Source organism: Deltaproteobacteria bacterium, from assembly GCA_012522415.1.
In the GTDB taxonomy this organism is placed as follows: domain Bacteria; phylum Desulfobacterota; class Syntrophia; order Syntrophales; family JAAYKM01; genus JAAYKM01.
The window spans coordinates 1-18,325 of record JAAYKM010000034.1 but is presented as its reverse complement, the minus strand read 5'-3'; the positions used below and the strand labels follow the sequence as shown (position 1 = coordinate 18,325).

At 53.3% G+C, this 18,325-nt stretch carries 18 protein-coding genes and 1 tRNA gene; 9 read left to right on the top strand and 10 right to left on the bottom strand.

Annotation, left to right across the window (positions count from 1 at the left end; all coding sequences use genetic code 11):
* Window positions 1–1,048, top strand: a 1,048-nt coding sequence (locus tag GX147_03020; GenBank protein NLN59679.1) for a hypothetical protein, incomplete at its 5' end; no start/stop codon positions are given.
* 258 nt (window positions 1,049–1,306) lie between these two features.
* On the opposite strand, the gene GX147_03015 is transcribed toward GX147_03020, so the two are convergent.
* The 3 genes from GX147_03015 to radA all read right to left on the bottom strand — a co-directional run bounded on the left by GX147_03015 (window position 1,307) and on the right by radA (window position 7,547).
* A complete protein-coding gene (locus GX147_03015) occupies window positions 1,307–2,665 on the bottom strand; it encodes a sigma-54-dependent Fis family transcriptional regulator (protein ID NLN59678.1) in 1,359 nt (452 codons plus the stop codon).
* Window position 2,666: 1 nt separating this feature from the next.
* Complete coding sequence (locus tag GX147_03010) at window positions 2,667–4,463, bottom strand: hypothetical protein (protein ID NLN59677.1); 1,797 nt, start codon at window positions 4,461–4,463, stop codon at window positions 2,667–2,669.
* 1,716 nt (window positions 4,464–6,179) lie between these two features.
* Complete coding sequence (radA, locus tag GX147_03005) at window positions 6,180–7,547, bottom strand: DNA repair protein RadA (GenBank protein ID NLN59676.1); 1,368 nt, start codon at window positions 7,545–7,547, stop codon at window positions 6,180–6,182.
* Between the two features lie 158 nt (window positions 7,548–7,705).
* On the opposite strand from radA, the gene GX147_03000 reads away from it, so the two are divergent.
* The 5 genes from GX147_03000 (at window position 7,706) to GX147_02980 (ending at window position 12,723) form a co-directional block, all read left to right on the top strand.
* Window positions 7,706–8,833, top strand: a complete 1,128-nt coding sequence (locus GX147_03000) for a phosphoserine transaminase (protein NLN59675.1) — start codon at window positions 7,706–7,708, stop codon at window positions 8,831–8,833.
* 40 nt (window positions 8,834–8,873) lie between these two features.
* Window positions 8,874–10,457 (top strand): phosphoglycerate dehydrogenase, encoded by a 1,584-nt coding sequence (locus tag GX147_02995; GenBank protein NLN59674.1) that lies wholly within the window; start codon window positions 8,874–8,876, stop codon window positions 10,455–10,457.
* Between the two features lie 22 nt (window positions 10,458–10,479).
* Window positions 10,480–11,778, top strand: coding sequence for an adenylosuccinate synthase (locus GX147_02990; protein ID NLN59673.1), 1,299 nt, complete (start codon window positions 10,480–10,482; stop codon window positions 11,776–11,778).
* 76 nt (window positions 11,779–11,854) lie between these two features.
* A tRNA-Lys gene (locus GX147_02985) sits at window positions 11,855–11,931 on the top strand.
* 450 nt (window positions 11,932–12,381) lie between these two features.
* Window positions 12,382–12,723, top strand: coding sequence for a hypothetical protein (locus GX147_02980; protein NLN59672.1), 342 nt, complete (start codon window positions 12,382–12,384; stop codon window positions 12,721–12,723).
* On the opposite strand, the gene GX147_02975 is transcribed toward GX147_02980, so the two are convergent.
* The 3 genes from GX147_02975 to GX147_02965 are packed head-to-tail and all read right to left on the bottom strand — an operon-like array spanning window position 12,717 to window position 14,321.
* Window positions 12,717–13,736: a hypothetical protein gene (locus tag GX147_02975; GenBank protein ID NLN59671.1), complete on the bottom strand. Its 1,020-nt coding sequence runs from the start codon at window positions 13,734–13,736 to the stop codon at window positions 12,717–12,719. The two genes, GX147_02980 and GX147_02975, sit on opposite strands and share 7 nt — an antisense overlap.
* Window positions 13,726–13,878 carry a hypothetical protein gene (locus GX147_02970; GenBank protein ID NLN59670.1) on the bottom strand — a complete coding sequence of 51 codons (153 nt, stop codon included), beginning with the start codon at window positions 13,876–13,878 and terminating at the stop codon, window positions 13,726–13,728. Before GX147_02970 ends, GX147_02975 begins: the two co-directional genes overlap by 11 nt.
* Window positions 13,875–14,321: a hypothetical protein gene (locus GX147_02965; GenBank protein NLN59669.1), complete on the bottom strand. Its 447-nt coding sequence runs from the start codon at window positions 14,319–14,321 to the stop codon at window positions 13,875–13,877. Before GX147_02965 ends, GX147_02970 begins: the two co-directional genes overlap by 4 nt.
* Between GX147_02965 and GX147_02960 the strand changes: the two genes are divergently transcribed.
* Entirely contained in the window at window positions 14,320–14,589 is a 270-nt protein-coding gene (locus tag GX147_02960) for a hypothetical protein (protein ID NLN59668.1), read from the top strand. The genes GX147_02965 and GX147_02960 overlap by 2 nt on opposite strands.
* 74 nt (window positions 14,590–14,663) lie before the next feature.
* Here the strand turns inward: GX147_02960 and GX147_02955 are convergent, their stop codons facing one another.
* The 4 genes from GX147_02955 to GX147_02940 all read right to left on the bottom strand — a co-directional run bounded on the left by GX147_02955 (window position 14,664) and on the right by GX147_02940 (window position 15,959).
* Window positions 14,664–15,080, bottom strand: coding sequence for a hypothetical protein (locus GX147_02955; GenBank protein NLN59667.1), 417 nt, complete (start codon window positions 15,078–15,080; stop codon window positions 14,664–14,666).
* 255 nt (window positions 15,081–15,335) lie between these two features.
* On the bottom strand, window positions 15,336–15,581 hold the full coding sequence (locus GX147_02950) for a hypothetical protein (protein ID NLN59666.1): 246 nt from the start codon (window positions 15,579–15,581) through the stop codon (window positions 15,336–15,338).
* A complete protein-coding gene (locus tag GX147_02945) occupies window positions 15,574–15,813 on the bottom strand; it encodes a hypothetical protein (GenBank protein NLN59665.1) in 240 nt (79 codons plus the stop codon). Before GX147_02945 ends, GX147_02950 begins: the two co-directional genes overlap by 8 nt.
* Window positions 15,810–15,959, bottom strand: a complete 150-nt coding sequence (locus GX147_02940) for a hypothetical protein (protein ID NLN59664.1) — start codon at window positions 15,957–15,959, stop codon at window positions 15,810–15,812. Before GX147_02940 ends, GX147_02945 begins: the two co-directional genes overlap by 4 nt.
* Before the next feature lie 283 nt (window positions 15,960–16,242).
* Between GX147_02940 and GX147_02935 the strand changes: the two genes are divergently transcribed.
* Complete coding sequence (locus tag GX147_02935; GenBank protein NLN59663.1) at window positions 16,243–17,166, top strand: patatin-like phospholipase family protein; 924 nt, start codon at window positions 16,243–16,245, stop codon at window positions 17,164–17,166.
* A gap of 250 nt (window positions 17,167–17,416) precedes the next feature.
* Entirely contained in the window at window positions 17,417–18,292 is an 876-nt protein-coding gene (locus tag GX147_02930; GenBank protein NLN59662.1) for a mechanosensitive ion channel family protein, read from the top strand.
* The last annotated feature ends 33 nt before the right edge of the window (window positions 18,293–18,325 follow it).

The window sequence follows — 18,325 nt, the reverse complement described above, 5'->3', positions numbered from 1 at the left end:
CATTCTTGGTAACGCCTATTTTTGGGGTGTCGGCGTGTCCGAAGACCATGCGATAGCGGTTAAGTTTTTCTCCAAGGCCGCGGAACAGGGATATGCGGTTGCGCAAAACAACTTAGGGTATTGCTATCAAAGCGGCATTGGCGTTGAAGAAAACGGAGCTGAGGCGGTTAAGTGGTATCGCAAAGCCGCGGAACAAGGGAATGCGGATGCGCAAAACAACTTAGGGTATTGCTATCAAAGCGGCATTGGCGTTGAAGAAAACGGAGCTGAGGCAGTTAAGTGGTATCGCAAATCTGCGGAACAAGGGAATGCGGATGCGCAAAGCAACCTAGGGCATTGCTATTATTACGGCGTTGGCGTTGAAGAAAACGGAGCTGAGGCGGTTAAGTGGTATCGCAAAGCCGCGGAACAGGGAAATTCCGAAGCGCAATCGCATTTAGACAACATTTTGTATGGTTTGGGTGTTGGAGGAAACAAAGCCGGTTCATCTTGTCCGAATTTTATTGATCACATCAGCATCGCTGTCCTTGACGTTTTGAAGGCGGAGGGGGATTATCGCCGTATTTTTGGTTGGGAAGTTGCTGAGCGTTACTATGATCCTGATTCCCATATCAATGTTACGTGCTTCAAGATTGGCCCGACGACGCTTGAACTAATGGAGGACGAGGGTTCCGGCGGCTGGTACGAGTTGCAGGATTTACAGGGTACCGTTGTGAAGAGCGGTATGGGCAGCGAGACGAAGTGGGTCAAGAAGTCAACTCCTCAGCCTGAGGGAGTGATGTACGACGTTGGCTACTGGATCACGGAGGCCAATGATGGCCGTCCCGGCGTTCAGCTTCTTTCGATCAACGTTGATTCTGTGAAAGACGCTGTTCCCCTTCTGAAGGAGAATGGCGCGGTGATCGTGCCGGAGACGTTTGGCGGGAAGAAGGAGATTCGTTTCTGGGTGGAGAAGAAGCGCCACTACGCTTTCGTTCACCCGAAGGATACCCATGGTGCTCTTTGGGAGATCATTGACGGCAAGTACGCTTCCCAGAAGGAAATATAGCAAAGATTTCCGTCATGTAATTTGATGGGGAGGCTCTGTTTGAAAAGGATGTAAAAGAGATTCGCCGGAAGGGTCTGAGGATGCACGAGGACGGACTTGACTTGACAGTTAGGCAGTAAGGGTGGCCAGTTATCTCCTGGATTGTTTCGCGGTAATCCAAGAAGGAGGGTATTTAATGATGGCCACCCAGGAAAAGCTTAGATGTAAAAGTTAGGCACTCTCCCTACAGTTGGGATAGTGAAAAACGCGAAGCGACGGTCATTCCTTGAGCCCCAGTTTCTTCAGCTTGTAGCGCAGCATCCGCTCGCTGATTCCGAGGATATCGGCCGCCCGGCTCTGGTTGTTTCCGGCCTCGTTCAGGGCGTTCTGGATCAGTTTCCGTTCCATGTCCTCCACCGATTTTTTCAGCAAACCCGCTTCCGGTTCCTCCTCTTCTCCGGGCGTTTCGAGCTGGAAGGGCAGATCCCTGACGGAAATCGTTTTATTCCGGGCGATGACGACGGCGCGTTCGATGATGTTTTCCAGTTCCCGGACGTTGCCGGGGTAGTCGTATTTCATCAGCATGTCACGGGCTTCGCTGCTGACGCCCCCGATTTCCCTGTTGTTTTCGGTGGCGAAGCACTTCAGGAAATGATCGATGAGAGGAGGAATATCGTCCTTTCGTTCCCGCAGCGGAGGAATATCCATCACCACGACGTTCAGCCGATAAAAGAGATCTTCCCGGAAGCAACCTTCCCGGACCCTGGCTTCGAGGTCACGGTTGGTGGCGCTGATGACCCGGACGTCGGAATGGATCGTCTGATTGCCGCCCACACGCTGAATCTCTCTTTCTTGGAGAAAACGGAGTAGCTTTACCTGGACGGATGCCGTAATATCCCCGATTTCATCGAGAAACAAGGTGCCCCCGTCGGCTTCCTCGAAGCGCCCGATACGTCTGGCCTCGGCACCGGTAAAAGAACCTTTTTCATGGCCGAAGAGTTCACTCTCCAGCAGGCTTTCCGAGAGGGCGTTGCAGTTGACGGTGATCATGGGGTTATTTGATCTCGGACTCAACTGGTGCACTAACCGGGCGAACAGTTCCTTGCCCGTTCCACTTTCACCCTGAATCAGCACAGTGGCCCGGCTGTTGGCGACGCGGCCCGCCATGTTGATGAGTTCCTGTATCTTGACGTTGTGATAGATGATCTGATCCGCTGTGATACTTTTGTCCCGTAATTCCTTCCGGAGCAGTTCGTTTTCCCGGATGAGGTTTCGTCGTTCCGCGACCCGGTCAACCAGGATCAGGAGTTCATCGAACTCCAGAGGTTTCATGATATAGTCCAAGGCCCCCGCCTTCATGGCTTCCACCGCCGTTTCGATGGTTCCATGGGCCGTGATGACGACCACATCGATTTCAGGGTTCATTGCTTTGACGGCCTTGAGGACGTCCATGCCGTCCATGCCGGGCATCCGGTAGTCCAGCAGGAGCAGGTCGAAGTGATGGTTGTGGACAAGTTGCATGGCCGTTTCACCATCCGCCGCTTCCATCACGGTATGCCCTTCGCTCTTGAGAAAGTCTCGAAGCATCTCCCTTTGCGACTTCCCGTCTTCAACAACCAGGATATTCAACTTCTTCATTTTACTTTTGTTCCATTTCTGTGTTTTTTGGTTTTCCCGGGCCCGTCCTTTCCTTCATCAGGAAAATTTCAAAGGTCGTTCCCTTGTGTTTTTGGCTCCACACCCGGATTTCTCCGCCGTGGCCGCGAATCATTTCGTGGGCCAGGGTAAGGCCCACACCCAGCCCCTTATCCTTGGTCGTGTATTCCAGACTGAAAATCTGTTCCACTTCTTCCTGGGTCATGCCGCATCCCGTATCGGACACGGAGATTTTTATCATATCCTTATCGGCCGTTTCCGTTGCGATGGTGATGGTCCCTTCCGTTTCAATGGACTCCATGGCATTTTTGATGATGTTCAGTAACGCCTGCTGAAGTTTATCCATATCCATGGGGATTACAAGCCCATCGTCGGGGAGATCGGCATAGATTTCGATACCTTTTTCTCTAGCCTCTTCCGCGATGAGATTCAGGATTTTCTGGAGGACCGTGGCAATCGGATATTCACGCAACTCCGGACGGCGGCTTTTGGAAAAAGAAAGGAATTCCTCGATGATGCCGTTCAGCCGGCGGATTTCATCGCGAATCACGCCGGTCATGGTTTCAAAAGCGGTTATTTTTTCCGGATCGGACGGGACGAAGTCTCTTTTGAGTCTTTGCGAAGCCATGCTGATGGCATTCAAGGGGTTGCGTATCTCGTGAGCCACTCCGGCGGCGAGCTGCCCCAGGGCGGACAGCCTTTCCGCCTTTTCCAGTTGCCGTTCCATTGCGACGATCCCGGCCAGATGGGTTTTTTGATTCTTGTACATCAGCCAGACAGCCAGCAGGGCGATCGTGACGATCAGGATCATGATGATGAACATGTTACGGGTGTTTTCCGCGATGAGCCGGTCGGCGTTCCCCCGTTCCAGGCCCAGACGTGCGATACCGATCACCTTGCCGTTGAGTTTCAAGGGGACGGCGATATCCAGAATATTCTTTCCCAGATAAGTGACCTGTCTGCTGGTCAGGCCCTTCCTTCCCGCCATGATTTCCGCCTGTGGCATTTCCCCCGGACGCCATTCCTGAGGGATGTCCCCGGTCTGGGTGTAACGCTTTCCAGTCTGGTCGATCATGATCATGTAGACCAGGCCCAAACCTCTGGCCCCGCCCGATTCGTCCACAGCTTGTTCGATAGACGCCTTCATCCCCCAGTAATCGAGACGGGTGCGATCCAGGGCAATAATAATGATGCCGCTGCCGTCCAGGCGATTCATGGCGATGAAACCGATTTTATTGACCTTCGCATAGGCCGAAAAAATGTCCAGGTTCGTGAAGGGGTGGACGATTTGATTCGCGGTGATCTCACCGGGAGCGGCCACCTCGAGTTCTATTCTTCGGCTTTCGTAAATAGTCTGACCCTTCTTGTCGATGACGCCGGCGTACCAAAGCCCTTTCTCATGGGCGTATTTTTTAAGGTAAGCCGTCGTCAGTGTCCTGTTTTGCCACATCTGATCGATTTCCCTGCCCAGATCTTCAAGACTCCTGTGGAGGCGTATTTGTGTACTGTCCAGAGAATCATGTTTGTCATGCAGATAGGCCTTGATCACTTTATTCAAGTTTTCCTCGGCCAGGCTCTGGATGAGACCGACCATTCCGGCCCCGCGATTTTCAATGAAGTCCGTAATCGTCTTGTCGATACGGCGAATATCCATGACACCCATAACCGTGATCAGGGCGATGAAGACCAGACAAACCAGCGCAACGGCCAGCGGTTGGATTGGGGAAGGCTCCTCCGAAGGGGAATGGTATTCCCAGACCAGTTTTTTATTGCCCCTCATATTCTGTACTTTCGTAACGAGGTATTGCCTGTCTACGGTTCACCGCAACGATTGTCCCTCCATTCGACAAAAATGTCGAAACGGGGGACAATGAACAAATGATGTATGATGCTGAATTCATGAATGATTTCTTGTTTGAGGAATAATCATTCGACAATTTTGTTCTTTGGGTGTGCGTCATAATATTTTTATATATGTGTTAAATCAACATGTTATGCAAATCATTGCAAATGGCATACTATCTGCAAATATAACACCAACAAGGATAAAATACTCGGCAACAGACAATGGGCATGTTGAGCCGATAGACGATCCAAAATCAGGAGGGGTGAAAGGCCCCTCACCTTCTCTACTCGGGGGGGCTTCAGGCCCCCCTTCCTCCTTTTAAAAGAAGGCTTTTCGCAGTGATGAATGACGTGATTGCGCGGCAGAATCATTCTACAGGAAAGCCCAGTTTTGTTGATGCCTGCCGGGTTTTGGCTCCCCCCATCACATCGTTCGTCAAGTATCCGGAAAAAGGATGTTTATGCAAGATAAACGGTTCATATCATTGCTACCCCCTGAGGTCAACCGCGTTTTGAAACGGGATCCTTGGCGCCAAGAGGTTTTGAGCGCATCTTTACGCCGGATCATTTTATGAGATCCGCCGGATGCCGTTTCGGTCTGGGCGGAATGAAACATCTTCCTCCGGCAACGGCAAGGGGTACACTGAATTTGTTGCAACGGCGATGCCGGAGATGTCAATGGATTCTTTGGCTGGCAAGGAATACCCGGGCGATCATCCTGCAACCTGAGTTCCCGGCTCATTTCAAAGCATTCAAGGTGATCGAATTCATCCGTCACTTCCTGCCAGACGTTTCGGCTTGGCTTTTGTTCCATGTCCTCCATCATTTTTTCAGCAAGCGGTTTCCGGTTCCTCTTCAACCACACTGGCGGCAAGGCGATAAACACAATACAAACCGGAGAGACGGTCAAAGGAAATGACCCGACAGCGGTCTGGGGCCGTCATAATCCATTAACGATTCGACATTTTCGTCGAATCGGCAGGAATGAACCGATAACAGATAAACTGTTGAAATAAAAAGGGATATTTTTATATGAGAAAAATCGTTCGACATTTTTTGTCCTTCCTCCGGGGGCTTGAAAAATAATATACCCGTTAAATCAGTATGTTATGCAAGTCATTGCAAATGGCATACTATCTGCATATACAATATCAACAAGGATAAAATACTCGGCAACAGACAATGGGCATGTTGAGCCGATAGACGATCCAAAATCAGGAGGGGTGAAAGGCCCCTCACCCTCTCTACTCAGGGGGGCTTCAGGCCCCCCTTCCTCCTTTTAAAAGGTTTTTCCCCGGGCAGATCGAATATGAGGCCGCAGTGCGTCATGGTCCCATGACGGATCGCGGGGGTTCGCCGGCCGTGGCGGAGACCGGGGTCTGGGCGGAGAAACCTCCGGTCATGTGACCGCCCGTTGCAAAATCCGGATTGTCCGTTATCAGGAGGGCAGGGGGGCTTTTCCCTAACGGCAGGCGAGGTTTCTGGAGCCCCCCGGGTGGCGCATCAGGGGATGAGCCCTTGCAGATCTAGGCGACCAGTCCTTCATGTCGCGCCTGGTGATCCCGAGGTTGAAACTGAGCGACCGTGGCTTGTTCGATACGGGGGATTTTCGGTTTGTTTTCCTGTTCGCCTGAGGACGCGCAGGTTAAAGCTAAAAGAGATGCTCCGTCAACTGCCTGAGGTTGTCGATGGGGAACAGTTTTATCTTTGAGGAAGACGGCAGGATGCCTTTATGGCCCTTGGGTAAAATGTAGCGGGTAAACCCCATGCGGGTCGCTTCCTTCACCCGTTCTTCGATCTGCGCGATTCGCCGGATCTCTCCCGTCAACCCCACTTCGCCAAGAACAACGGTATGTGAATCGATCGGCCGGTCCAGAAAACTGGACAGAATGGTCGAAACGACCCCCAGATCGACAGCCGGTTCATCGACCTTGATCCCGCCGGCGACATTGATAAAGATATCGTGACCGCAGATATTTTTCCCCCAGACTTTGTCCATGACGGAGGTCAGGAGCGATACCCGGTTGTGGTCGACCCCGATGGCGGTTCTCCGCGGCGTGCCGAAAAGGTTGGTGCCGACCAGGCCCTGGATTTCGATAAGGATAGGCCGTGTTCCCTCGATGCTGGGAACGACAACGGAACCAACCGTCCCCTCCGGTCTCTCATTGAGAAAAAAGGAGGAGGGGTTCTCCACTTCTTTCAAGCCGCTGCCGCCCATTTCAAAAACACCGACCTCGTTGGTCGGGCCGTAACGATTTTTGATCGCCCGGACAATACGGTAGGGGTGGCCCGAATCGCCTTCGAAGTACAGCACCGTGTCAACCATATGTTCCAGAATTTTGGGCCCGGCGATGGCACCGTCTTTGGTGACATGGCCGATGATGAAAACGGGAACCCCCGTTTTCTTGGCCAGGAGCACGAACTGTTGCGCCCCCTCCCGGACCTGGCCGACACTGCCCGGCGCGGAAGACAGGTTGGCGGAGTGGGTGGTCTGGATGGAATCCACCACGAGAATGGCGGGTTGGACTTCCCGGAAATGCCCGATGATTTTTTCAATGGATATTTCCGTCAAAACCAGCAGGTTGTCGGACAGGGCGCCGACACGCTGTCCTCTAAGACGGATCTGTTTAGCGGATTCTTCACCTGAAACGTAAAGGACTTTGTTGCCCCGGGTGGCCAGTTGCTGGAGAATCTGAAGCAGAAGAGTCGACTTGCCTATGCCGGGCTCACCACCGACGAGGATGACGGAACCGCCGACGACTCCGCCGCCCAGGACCCGGTCCATTTCGTCGATTCCTGTGAGGATTCTCTCCCCTTCATCCGCCGTGATTTCGTCGATGGGGAGAGGATGCGTGTTGAATGATAAATCCGCTTCCCCTCCCGGGGGGGAGGCCGGTTCTTCTTCCTCGACAAAGCGGTTCCAAGCGCCGCAGGCAGGGCATCTTCCCAGCCACTTCGGGGTTTGGTAGCCACATTCCTGGCAAAAAAAGGCGGTTTTGCTCGGTTTCACGTTTTGCATCCCGAAAGATAAAGACTGATATGCGCAAACATTCGATAGCATATGTTTTACAGGAGTGCCAGTCAACCTGAAAAAAGGGAGCGAAATAACTTGAGCAATCATAACATTACTGATATATATTCCCGCTGTTTTAAATTAAAGATGGAGCGTGCGAACGTATGGGTAATCCGAATTTCAGTTCCGGTCCGTGCAGCAAAAGGCCGCAATGGTCTCTCGACGCGCTGCGGGATGCGGCGGTGGGGAGGTCCCATCGGTCCAATCTGGGCAAAGAGAAGCTGGCGAAAGCAATCGAGGAGACAAAATCCGTACTGGCTATTCCAGAGCATTATCTTGTGGGCATTCTTCCCGGCTCAGATACAGGGGCCTTCGAGGGGGCGATGTGGACGCTTCTCGGTCCCAAACCGGTGTCGGTTCTCGTTTGGGAAAGTTTCGGTGAAGGCTGGGCAACGGATATCAACAAGCAGTTGAAATTGAATGCAACGGTCCTGAAGGCTGATTATGGCAAGATTCCTGATCTGAAGGCTGTCGACTGGACAAACGACGTCGTTTTTGTCGCCAACGGAACCACAAGCGGCGTGAAGATTCCAGACTGGGACTGGATTCCCGATGACCGGGAAGGCCTCACCCTGTGCGACGCCACCAGCGCCGTTTTTGCCATGCCTGTGGACTGGTCGAAGATTGACGCGCTGACGTTTTCCTGGCAGAAATGTCTGGGCGGTGAAGGCGCCCATGGCGTCCTGGTGCTGGGTCCCCGGGCGTGTGAACGGATTGGGTCTTACGATCCTCCCTGGCCGATGCCCAAGATTTTCCGAATGAAAAAGAACGGCAAGGTGGATGGTGCGATTTTCCAGGGCGATACGATCAACACCCCCTCGATGCTCTGTGTCGAGGACTATCTGGATGCGCTCCGGTGGGCGAAAAATATTGGTCTCGAAGGATTGATTGCCAGAACTAACAATAACTTGAAAGTTGTCGAAGAATGGGTGGAAAAAAACGATTGGGTGGAGTTTTTAGCGGAATCCAAGGATATCCGCTCCAGTACCTCAGTTTGTCTCATGGTGAAGGATCCCAAGGTTAACAGTCTTTCCAAGGATGACCAGGTTGCGTTCCTGAAGGGCATTGCCGGTGATCTCGCAAAAAAGAAGATCGCGTACGACGTAAATTCCTACAAGGATGCTCCGGCTGGTTATCGTTTCTGGTGTGGGCCGACCATCGAACCGGAAGATTTGAAGATCGCCCTCGCGGAAATGGAAAAGATTTTCCGGGAAAAGGTTGCAGCGATATAGGTACTTTACACGCTGCATTCACAATGGGAGGAATATGATCATGAAAAAAGTACTCATCAGCGACAGCATGTCCAACGAAGCTGTCGAAGTATTTAAAAGGACGGAAGGCATCGAAGTCGATGTCATCACCAATCTGACTCCTGACGAACTCAGGGGAGTCATCAAGGAATACGATGGTTTGGCCGTCCGCAGCGCGACAAAGGTAACGAAAGAAATCCTGGAATGCGCCACAAACTTGAAAGTGATCGGCCGGGCTGGCGCGGGTCTCGACAATGTAGACATCAACGAGGCGAGCAAGCGGGGGATCGTTGTCATGAACACCCCCGGCGGGAACACCATTACCACGGCGGAGCACGCCTTGGCCATGATGATGTCCATGGCACGGAAGATTCCTCAGGCGACGGCCACGATGAAAGCCGGAAAATGGGAAAAGAACAAGTTCATGGGTAACGAACTTTGCAACAAGACCCTGGGTATCCTGGGTATCGGACGGATTGGTGGTGTGGTGGCCGACCGGGCCCAGGGGTTGAAGATGAACGTTCTGGCCTATGACCCCTTCATCTCCCCCGAAGCGGCCTCTGAGGCTGGAATCAGCTTGGTGCCCCTGGATGAATTGTTGGTCAAGTCCGATTTCATTTCCATCCACAGCCCCATGACCAAGGAAACAAAATACATGATCAACGCCGAGGCCTTCTCAAAAATGAAGGACGGTGTTTTCATCATCAACTGTGCGCGTGGTGGGATTGTCAATGAGAAGGATCTCCATGACGCCATCGTTTCCGGCAAGGTCGCCGGCGCGGCCCTCGATGTCTTTGAAGAGGAGCCCACCAAAAATCAGGAATTGATCGCTTTGGATCAGGTCGTCGCTACGCCGCACCTTGGTGCCTCGACGGATGAGGCACAGGTCAGCGTCGCCATTGCCGTCGCCGAACAGATGGTCGATTATCTGATCAGGGGAGAAATTCGAAACGCCTTCAATTTTCCCTCGGTAAGCGCTGAACTGATGTCGGTGCTTGGGCCTTATATTTCCCTGGGGGAGCAGCTCGGTAAGTTCCAGGCCCAGTTTGTAACGGGTGGTATCCAGAAAGTCGATATTGAATACAGCGGAGAAATCACAAGTTATGATGTGGCCCCCATCACGATTTCGATTCTGAAGGGTCTCTTGCGGCCCATCCTGAACGAAGAGGTGAATGATATCAACGCGCCGATTATCGCAAAGGAGCGTGGAATCCGTGTGGTCGAGTCCAGGAGCAGCAAAATTGAGGACTATGCGACGCTGATCACACTGAAGGTGCAGACGGCTTCTGAGACCAGCGTGGCCGCCGGCACCATTTTTGGGAGAAAAGATCTGCGCATTGTCCGGATCAACAAGTTTTCCCTGGATGTGATTCCGGAAGGGCATATGCTGGTTCTGTCCAATCAGGACAAGCCCGGCGTGGTTGGAAATATCGGAACAATTCTGGGACAGAACAATATCAACATTGCACGATTGCACTTGAGCCGCGAACTGGTCGATCAGCAGGCGCTTGTCGTCCTGAGTACGGACAGCACGGTCAGCGAGGATATATTGGCGAAACTGCGCAGTTTACCCCATGTAATTGCGGTGACCTATCTGGAGATGTAGTCGTCGAAAAAGGAGAATCATTATGGCGAATGTGGTTGTTATAGGAACGCAATGGGGTGACGAAGGGAAGGGTAAAGTCGTCGATCTGTATGCGCAACATGCAGATGTCATCGCCCGCTTCCAGGGCGGAAACAATGCCGGGCACACTCTGGTCGTCAAGGGCGAAGAAACGATTCTCCACCTCATTCCCTCAGGGATATTGCACAATCATAAAAGATGCATTATCGGCAACGGTGTCGTGGTGGACCCTTCTGTTCTAATCAACGAAATTGAAGAGCTGCGCCGGAGGGGGCTTTTCCCCTCTCATACAAACCTCTACGTGAGCGAAAACGCACATGTGATCATGCCCTATCATAAGCGAATCGATCTGGCCAGGGAGGCCCGTAAAAGCGGGAGAAAACTCGGCACGACCGGCAGGGGAATCGGCCCGGCTTATGAGGACAAGATATCGCGTATGGGCATCAAGATTTCCGATCTTTTGGATGAACAAATGCTCCAGGACAAACTCAAGGAAAATCTGGAGGAGAAGAATTTCTTTTTGACCCGGTATTTTCATGAAGGCCCGGTCGATGAAAAGGCTGTCTTTGATGAATATCGCAAATACGGGGAATTCCTGAAGTCTTTTGTAGCCGATACGTCCATGATTCTTACAAAAGAGATGCGGCAGGGGAAAAAGATACTTTTCGAGGGAGCCCAAGGCAGCCATCTGGATATTGATCATGGGACTTACCCCTATGTGACTTCGTCCAACACCGTTTCAGGAAACGCCTGTTGCGGTACGGGAGTCGGTCCCTCAGCTATTCATTCCGTCATCGGGATCTGCAAAGCCTATACGACCCGCGTCGGGGAAGGACCGTTTCCGACGGAATTGCAGGATGAAATCGGGGAAAGAATGCAGACCGTCGGCCATGAATACGGCGCCACGACGGGACGGAAGAGGCGTTGCGGCTGGCTTGATCTGGTCTTGGTCAGGCAGGCGATGCGTGTTTCCGGAATCACCGGTCTTGCCCTGACCAAGTTGGATGTGTTGCACGGCATCGAAAAGATCAAAATCTGTGTGGCCTATAAATGGAATGGGGAAGAATACACAGAGAGCGTTCCCGCAAATTTCAATGTTTTAAACCAGTGTGAGCCCGTCTATGAAGAAATGGACGGCTGGACCGATGACATCAGTACGGCCAGAACCCTGGATGACCTTCCACGGAACGCCCGTCGTTATATTGAACGTCTGGAAGTTCTGACGGGCACACAATGTGTTCTCGTTTCGGTCGATGCAAGTAGGGAGGGGACCATTGTCATGAGGAATCCCTTTTCCAACTGAGGGGAGGATGCCGAGTTAATTCTTGACAAGGTTACGGCGTTCCTGTTAATAGGGCGCTCCTTCCAAAAAGAACAATGGGCCGTTAGCTCAGCCAGGTAGAGCAGCGGACTTTTAATCCGTTGGTCGCGGGTCCGAATCCCGCACGGCCCACCATAAAATCAAGGGGTTACGAATTATCGTAACCCCTTTTTGCGTGGTGAAATTCATCACCGTTCACCACATCATTGCTGACAGCGCAAACCTATTCGGCGACAAATTAACGGAATCGGCGACAGTCTTTGGAGGGGAGAGCGAAGGGTGCAAAAATCCTGCCCGATTTGACGCCCTCTTTTTTCAGGGCTTTCAGATCGGCAGGATTCTCCCCATTCTTCCCTTTTTTTATCCAGCCATACGGCCTTTCGGCGCCTAGTTCTGGATCAGCATTTCAGTTACACGCCTCTTGTTTGCCCCCGGCGCAGGGTCCGGGGGGTGACTCTCCTCGACGCAGGGGTCGCCTATCCGCTTGTCAGTACTTAATGCACGGCACCAACGCGATGTTCCGGGGTCGGACGGCCCCTTCCCAAACCTGTTGAATTCTGACCCGGATCATCCTATAATCACCCCATGAAAACCCTTGTCACCGCCTGTATCATACTGGCCGCCTGCACGGCCTCGGCCGGGGATTATCCCTGCTACCGGAGCGCCGCGCCGTTTTTGTCCGTACCGGAGGACCGGCCGTCCATCGTCACCCTGGAGGCCCGGCGCGTCGCCGCCATAACCGGCGATACCTTGACCTACAACCTGGGCGCCAGGACCATCCGCATCGAGGCGGACAGCGCCGCGTCCCGCCGCTTCCTGCGCGACGTCCGGCAGGGCCGCTGCGGCACCTCCGAACGGATAACCCTCGAACCCGTCCGAAAGAGCCCCTTCAACGATCACTACAAGGCCCGTCCCGTCCGTCATTGAACCACCCCCGGCCAGCTCAACTTCAGGTCCGTGTAGCTCCCGCTCTTGTCCATCCTGAAGGTCCGGGCGTAGATCAGGTAGTCGCCGTCGATCTCCAGGTCCTCGTCGATAACGCGGCAGATCTCGTTGATCCGCCAGGGCTCCCCGTTCTGGGTGTGGAAGGGCGCCGTGTACTTGAGCTGGAACCCCTCGAATTTCATGCGTTCCATCACCATCCGGGCGTGCTGCGCCGGGCTCAGGGCGTCGTTCTGGTCCGCCGTTTCCACATAGGGCTTGTAAAAGGGAAACGTGGGATCCGTTACGGAGGCCCGGGTGTTGATCCCGTCCGGATCGGTGTCGTCCTCGCCCTGCTGCTGGCCCGTCACGACGACCTTGCTGTACCGCCGGGCGATACTGTCCACCAGGCTCCCCGACTCGACGTTGTTTTCCCGCGGATCGCCCTTCCGGCGGATCAGGCGGAAGACGGGGGCGCCGCCCGACCTGGGCTTCCCGAAGACGAAGGTTCCGTCTTCCAGGGCAAAGAACATCAGGCCCCGGGACAGGGCGTAGGTCTTGAGGACGTCAAAGATCGTCCGTCCCGGATCGACCTTGACGTGGCGCTCTTCCGTATCGATACGCTGCAGGGCGCCGGACTGATACCGCACGGCGGAGCGGTTTATGTAGGGCACCGGCTTCAGCAGGCGTTCGGCCAGCCCCTTCAGGGTGATGTCCTGCAGGTCTGAAAAATCCTCGCAGTACGAATCGACCAGGAGTCCCATGAGGTCCCGCCCCTCCAGCCTGAGGGTCGTGCCTTTTTTGTCGCCCCCTTTGTCCACCGTGTCGATGATCCCCGTCAAAACCTGCCGGTCGTTGACGTAGAGTTCGCAGCGATCCCCACCCCGGATCTTCACGCCGGGATTGGACAGCTCCAGGTAAAAGGCGTCGTCGGCCGTGTAAATATCCGCCTCGACGCTGTAGCTCTCGAAATGTTCGATCCGCCGGCCGGCGATTTGCAGGACGATTTTATCGGGCATAGACGTTCACCTTGCCGGTTACAAAGTTAGGGTTCCGGATCCTGTTGATGGTCATGAGCTGCTCGGCGTCGGCCGTCGTCAGGCCGTATTCCAGGCAGACCAGGTGCAGGGGCAGGGTGTTGTCCACCTCGACGGTAATCACCGCCGGCCCCCGCCCTTCTCGCCGATCACGTTTTCCATTGCCACGCCCGCCTTGAGCAGGGCGGCCTCGATGTCAACCACCTGTTCCGCCGTGAAAGGCGCGTTCGCGCTGATGGCGATGGCCGACGATTTGACGGACTTCATGGCCCGGTCCAGTTCCGCCGCGTCCCGGACGCTGGAAACCAGGTTCGCCTTCACCTTGAGCATGGCTTCCTGCATGTTCGCCGCCGTCTTGATACCCGGCAGGGCCTTGTTCAGGGCGTAGGAGGCGACGGCGATCGACTTCAGACCCCGGGTGATGCTCGTCGTCATGTCATCGAAGTCACGCTTGACTTTGCCCGCGCTTGAACCTAGACTCAACACGCGGTCCTTGACACGCTCGACCACGGAACGGAGCATGTCGACGGCCGTAATCTGAATGGCGAGGGTCATGACGTTGGACATGGTTTATTCCCTTTCAATCGGCATCGCGGCCGGCCTTGCCGTACCGGCCCTGCTTGTGCGGACGCGCGGGGCGCACCTTGTTCTGTCGGTTCTGTTTGTATCCGGTGCCGCCCTGGCGGCGTTTGTCGCGCACATGGCCTGCTTCTATCCCCTCCGGGCCGCCGGCCTTGCGGAAACAAACTGGATTTTCGCTCCCGTCATCGCGGGTATCACGATCTGGGCTTTTTCCTTTTTCCGTCTCGTCGCACGACATAGGTCTTCCTTTTAGATGGCCCCTTTACGATCTCACCGTACGCCGCCAGGTATCCGTCCACGTCGGAGAAGGGCATATCCAGGACTTCGTCAAGACGAAACCCCAGCTTCATCATCGCCAGCACCAGGATCCGCCGCTCCCGCATCCGGGCTTCGAAAGGAGTGCAGCCGTTTTTTCAACCTCTCCGATGCGGCGGTTATCTCGGCTCCTCCCCCGCCGCGAATAGAGTAGAATCCCGCGCCGGTATCCGTTCGGTCCGTCCAGAATGTTTTTGCCCGCGGCGGTCGTCTGGTTGCCCTGGACGTCATACACGCTGGTCCCCGTCCATATTCCGCCGTCGACATCCATATGGCTTCTTCGTCGGAATCGGCGGATTGAACGGCCACGACGATCCGCGCCTCGTTCGGTTCCAGAGAGACGCTTGCCTCCCCCAGGACAGCGCCGGCCAGCGTTTCTATGGCCGCCTGATCGGGCGTAAAAGCCCCTCGAGGCGATGACCAGGTCATGTTCGGGCAGAAAACGTGCCTGGGGAAATTTATTCCATTTTAATTCAAAAGTGTTTGTAAAGTACCAGGTTCAGGTCTTGGAGCACAGGTCCCTTTTCCGTTGGCGAACCAACTATCGGTGTATCTGTCCGCTCATTATCCATATCCATCTCTTTGCGTGCGACATCGTCCTTTACCAGAAGCCAGGACGGATCGATATCCGGGAGCGAGACAATTCGACCTCCTCTTAAGCAGAGGTAACCTCTCTTCGCTTCATCATAACTCTTGGCGTAGGGAAAAGAGTCCTGCATCCAGGTCAGCAAAGCCAATCAATCCCGGATTTTCCAGAGCGTGGCCAGCCGTTTGATCCTTCAATCTCGGCAAGTGCGCGTAGCGGGTAAAATCATTCACCACCTGTTTGATCATCACATGGTTCCCGGGCCACAATGGAATGTGATCCATTTCCATCCGCATTCGTGTTGATGCGAAGGCGCTGAGAAGCAATTCTTCGTTTTTACTCACCCGCACCTATCAGAGCATCCCGGCCGGCAGGGGATATGGGATGAATGCGATTGAAACCTCCCTTGCTCTCCAGATCCCGACGGATACGACTGCTCGTTTTACCCGTGGCCTTGTCCGGATCTCTTGTCAATTGCTCCGCCCTGTCTTTGGCCTTTTTTGTGACCGTAGGCTGGGTTGAATACCAGTAACGAGGGCCGTCCTGATAAAGATGGCGGCTGCAGTCAGCCGTCACAGGGCATCACCGAAGAGCGACGGCGGTCCGCCCGACATGACGCAACCCAGTTTATTAATCCGGCGATCTTCAATGCCGAGGCTCCGGTTGAGTATAGGCGTTCGAGGTAAGGCTATGAAGGCCATGTGTCCGGCTATTGCTGCCACACTCCTCCTCACGCACTTCTTGATCATGGATGCTGAAAAGCACATCCCGGAAGGATGATCCTTAGGCTTCCCTTTTTCATCAGGCAAGTGTATAAAACCACATACAGATGCGTTTTACCCCGGATTGAGAACGTCTGTGGAATTTGAAAACCTGAACGGGCGTGATTGCAACGGGCCCAAACCATATGGGGCGTAATCGGTTATGCCAGGGCATAAAGCGGTTAAAGGTCAAGGCGTGAGGTGATGGGTCAACCGGAAAATTGGTGAAAGATTCTTTTGAACGATGACCTGGTTAAATAAAAAAGTTGGTCTTGCTCTGGGGGGCGGCGGATCCCGAGGTCTGGCACATATCGGTGTTCTGTCCGTTCTTGAAAAAGAGGGGATTCATATCGATATGATTGCCGGGACCAGTATGGGGGCAATCATCGGTGGTGCCTATGCCTGTGGCGTCTCGCCGGTGGAATTGAGAAAGATGGTGTCGGCTTATTTGCGAAGTCCGGAATTTCTTTCTTCCGTCATTCATTCGCTTTCACCATCGGATGACGTGAAAGAAACGCGAATCGCTAAGAAATTATCCAGGCGGATGAAGAGCACTTTTCATAAAGTTCGTACACTTTTCAAACCAGGGGCCATTTCTCTTTACGATTTCCGCTCCATGATCAATTATTTTATCCCGGACAAGCTAATCGAAGAGACACGGATACCCTTTCGGGCCGTTGCCACGGACCTGATTACGGGTGAACGGGTGGTGTTTTACCAAGGTTCTATCAGGGATGCCGTCCTGGCCAGCTGTGCCGTACCGGGCGCAATCGATCCTTTCAAAAATGGGGACAAGCTGCTTTCCGATGGCGGGATAACCAGTCTGGTTCCGGTGAATGTACTCCGGGAATGCGGAGCCGACATGGTTATCGCTGTAGCCGTGGGAAAGGATGTCTATTATGACGGCGAATTGAAGACAGCGACGGATGTGGTGGCTCGGGCTGGGGAGATTACCGCTTACCGGTTGAAGAACTATGAACTGCGGCAGGCGGATGTGGTGATCAAGCCGACGGCGCGGAATGACCACTGGGCCGATTTTTCCCGGGCGATGGACCTGATCCATGACGGCGAACTGGCCACCCGAAAAGCGCTGAAGGAAATCCGGCGAACCCTTCCTCTCCAAAAAAAGCTGGAGCGATTCTGGCGCAATTTGACAAGTCGGGGTTAGGGGTTAAAGGATCATTTTGTCCTTACGTGACATTTTTCCTGATATTCTACAATAACCGCGTATTGAAAACGACGGGAGAGAAGAAATTGTCTCACCTGGCTAAATATGCTATTAAAGCGATTCATAATCGGGGCTCCCTTTGGATTATGAATTCACCAAAACCCGATGCCCAAGCGGAGTTCGGTTTTTCCATCGCCTTTAATGTCCACTCTGGAAAGGGATGGTTCCATGTATAAGGAAAAGTAAAGACATGGATTTTCATGGCTTCCTAAAAAGAGTGATAGAATGGTTCATAACGAGCGGATTGCACGTTCTGGTGATTCTGATTCTTGTTGGGATCGCTGTGAAAGTGTCCCGTCTCGTATCAAATCGGCTTGTCCTGTTCTTTACAAAGCAACGAGAAGATGAGGAGTTTCATAAACGGGCCCGTACCCTTGGTGATGTGGTACGTTATATCATGGTATCAGCAGTTTACACCATCGCGACCATGACAATATTGAGAGAAATCGGCATAAACATCGGCCCTATCCTAGCGGCCGCCGGCATTGTCGGGTTAGCGGTGGGATTCGGCGCCCAGAGTCTGGTTAAAGATGTTATTACGGGATTCTTCATCCTGATGGAAGATCAAATCCGGGTGGGCGATGTGGTTGAAGTCGCAGGTAAAAGCGGCCAAGTTGAAAAGGTCAACCTGAGAACCACGGCACTGCGGGACATGGCCGGAAATGTCCACTATATACCCAACGGCCAAATAAGTGTTGTGACCAACATGACAAAAGAATATTCACGTTATGTTTTTGATATCGGGGTTACCCATCAGGAAAATATGGATGAAGTCATTGAAATCATAAAAAAAATTGATGAAGGGTTGCGAAATGACCCCGAATTTCAAAACGATATCCTGGAACCGATCGAGATTCTTGGGGTTGATAAGTTTTCGGGTTCCGCCGTTATCATCAAGGCGCGAACAACCACGAGGCCGACTAAACAGTGGCGTATCGGGCGTGAGTTTAATCGCCGCATCAAGCAAGGGTTCAATGAAAGGAATATCGAGATACCCCTCCCCCGTGTCAGGCTCTATATGGATCAGGATAAAACGGGTCAAGGATGTCCACAGTCGCTTAAATAGTCGTATCTGAAAAACATCATAACCATTTAATAT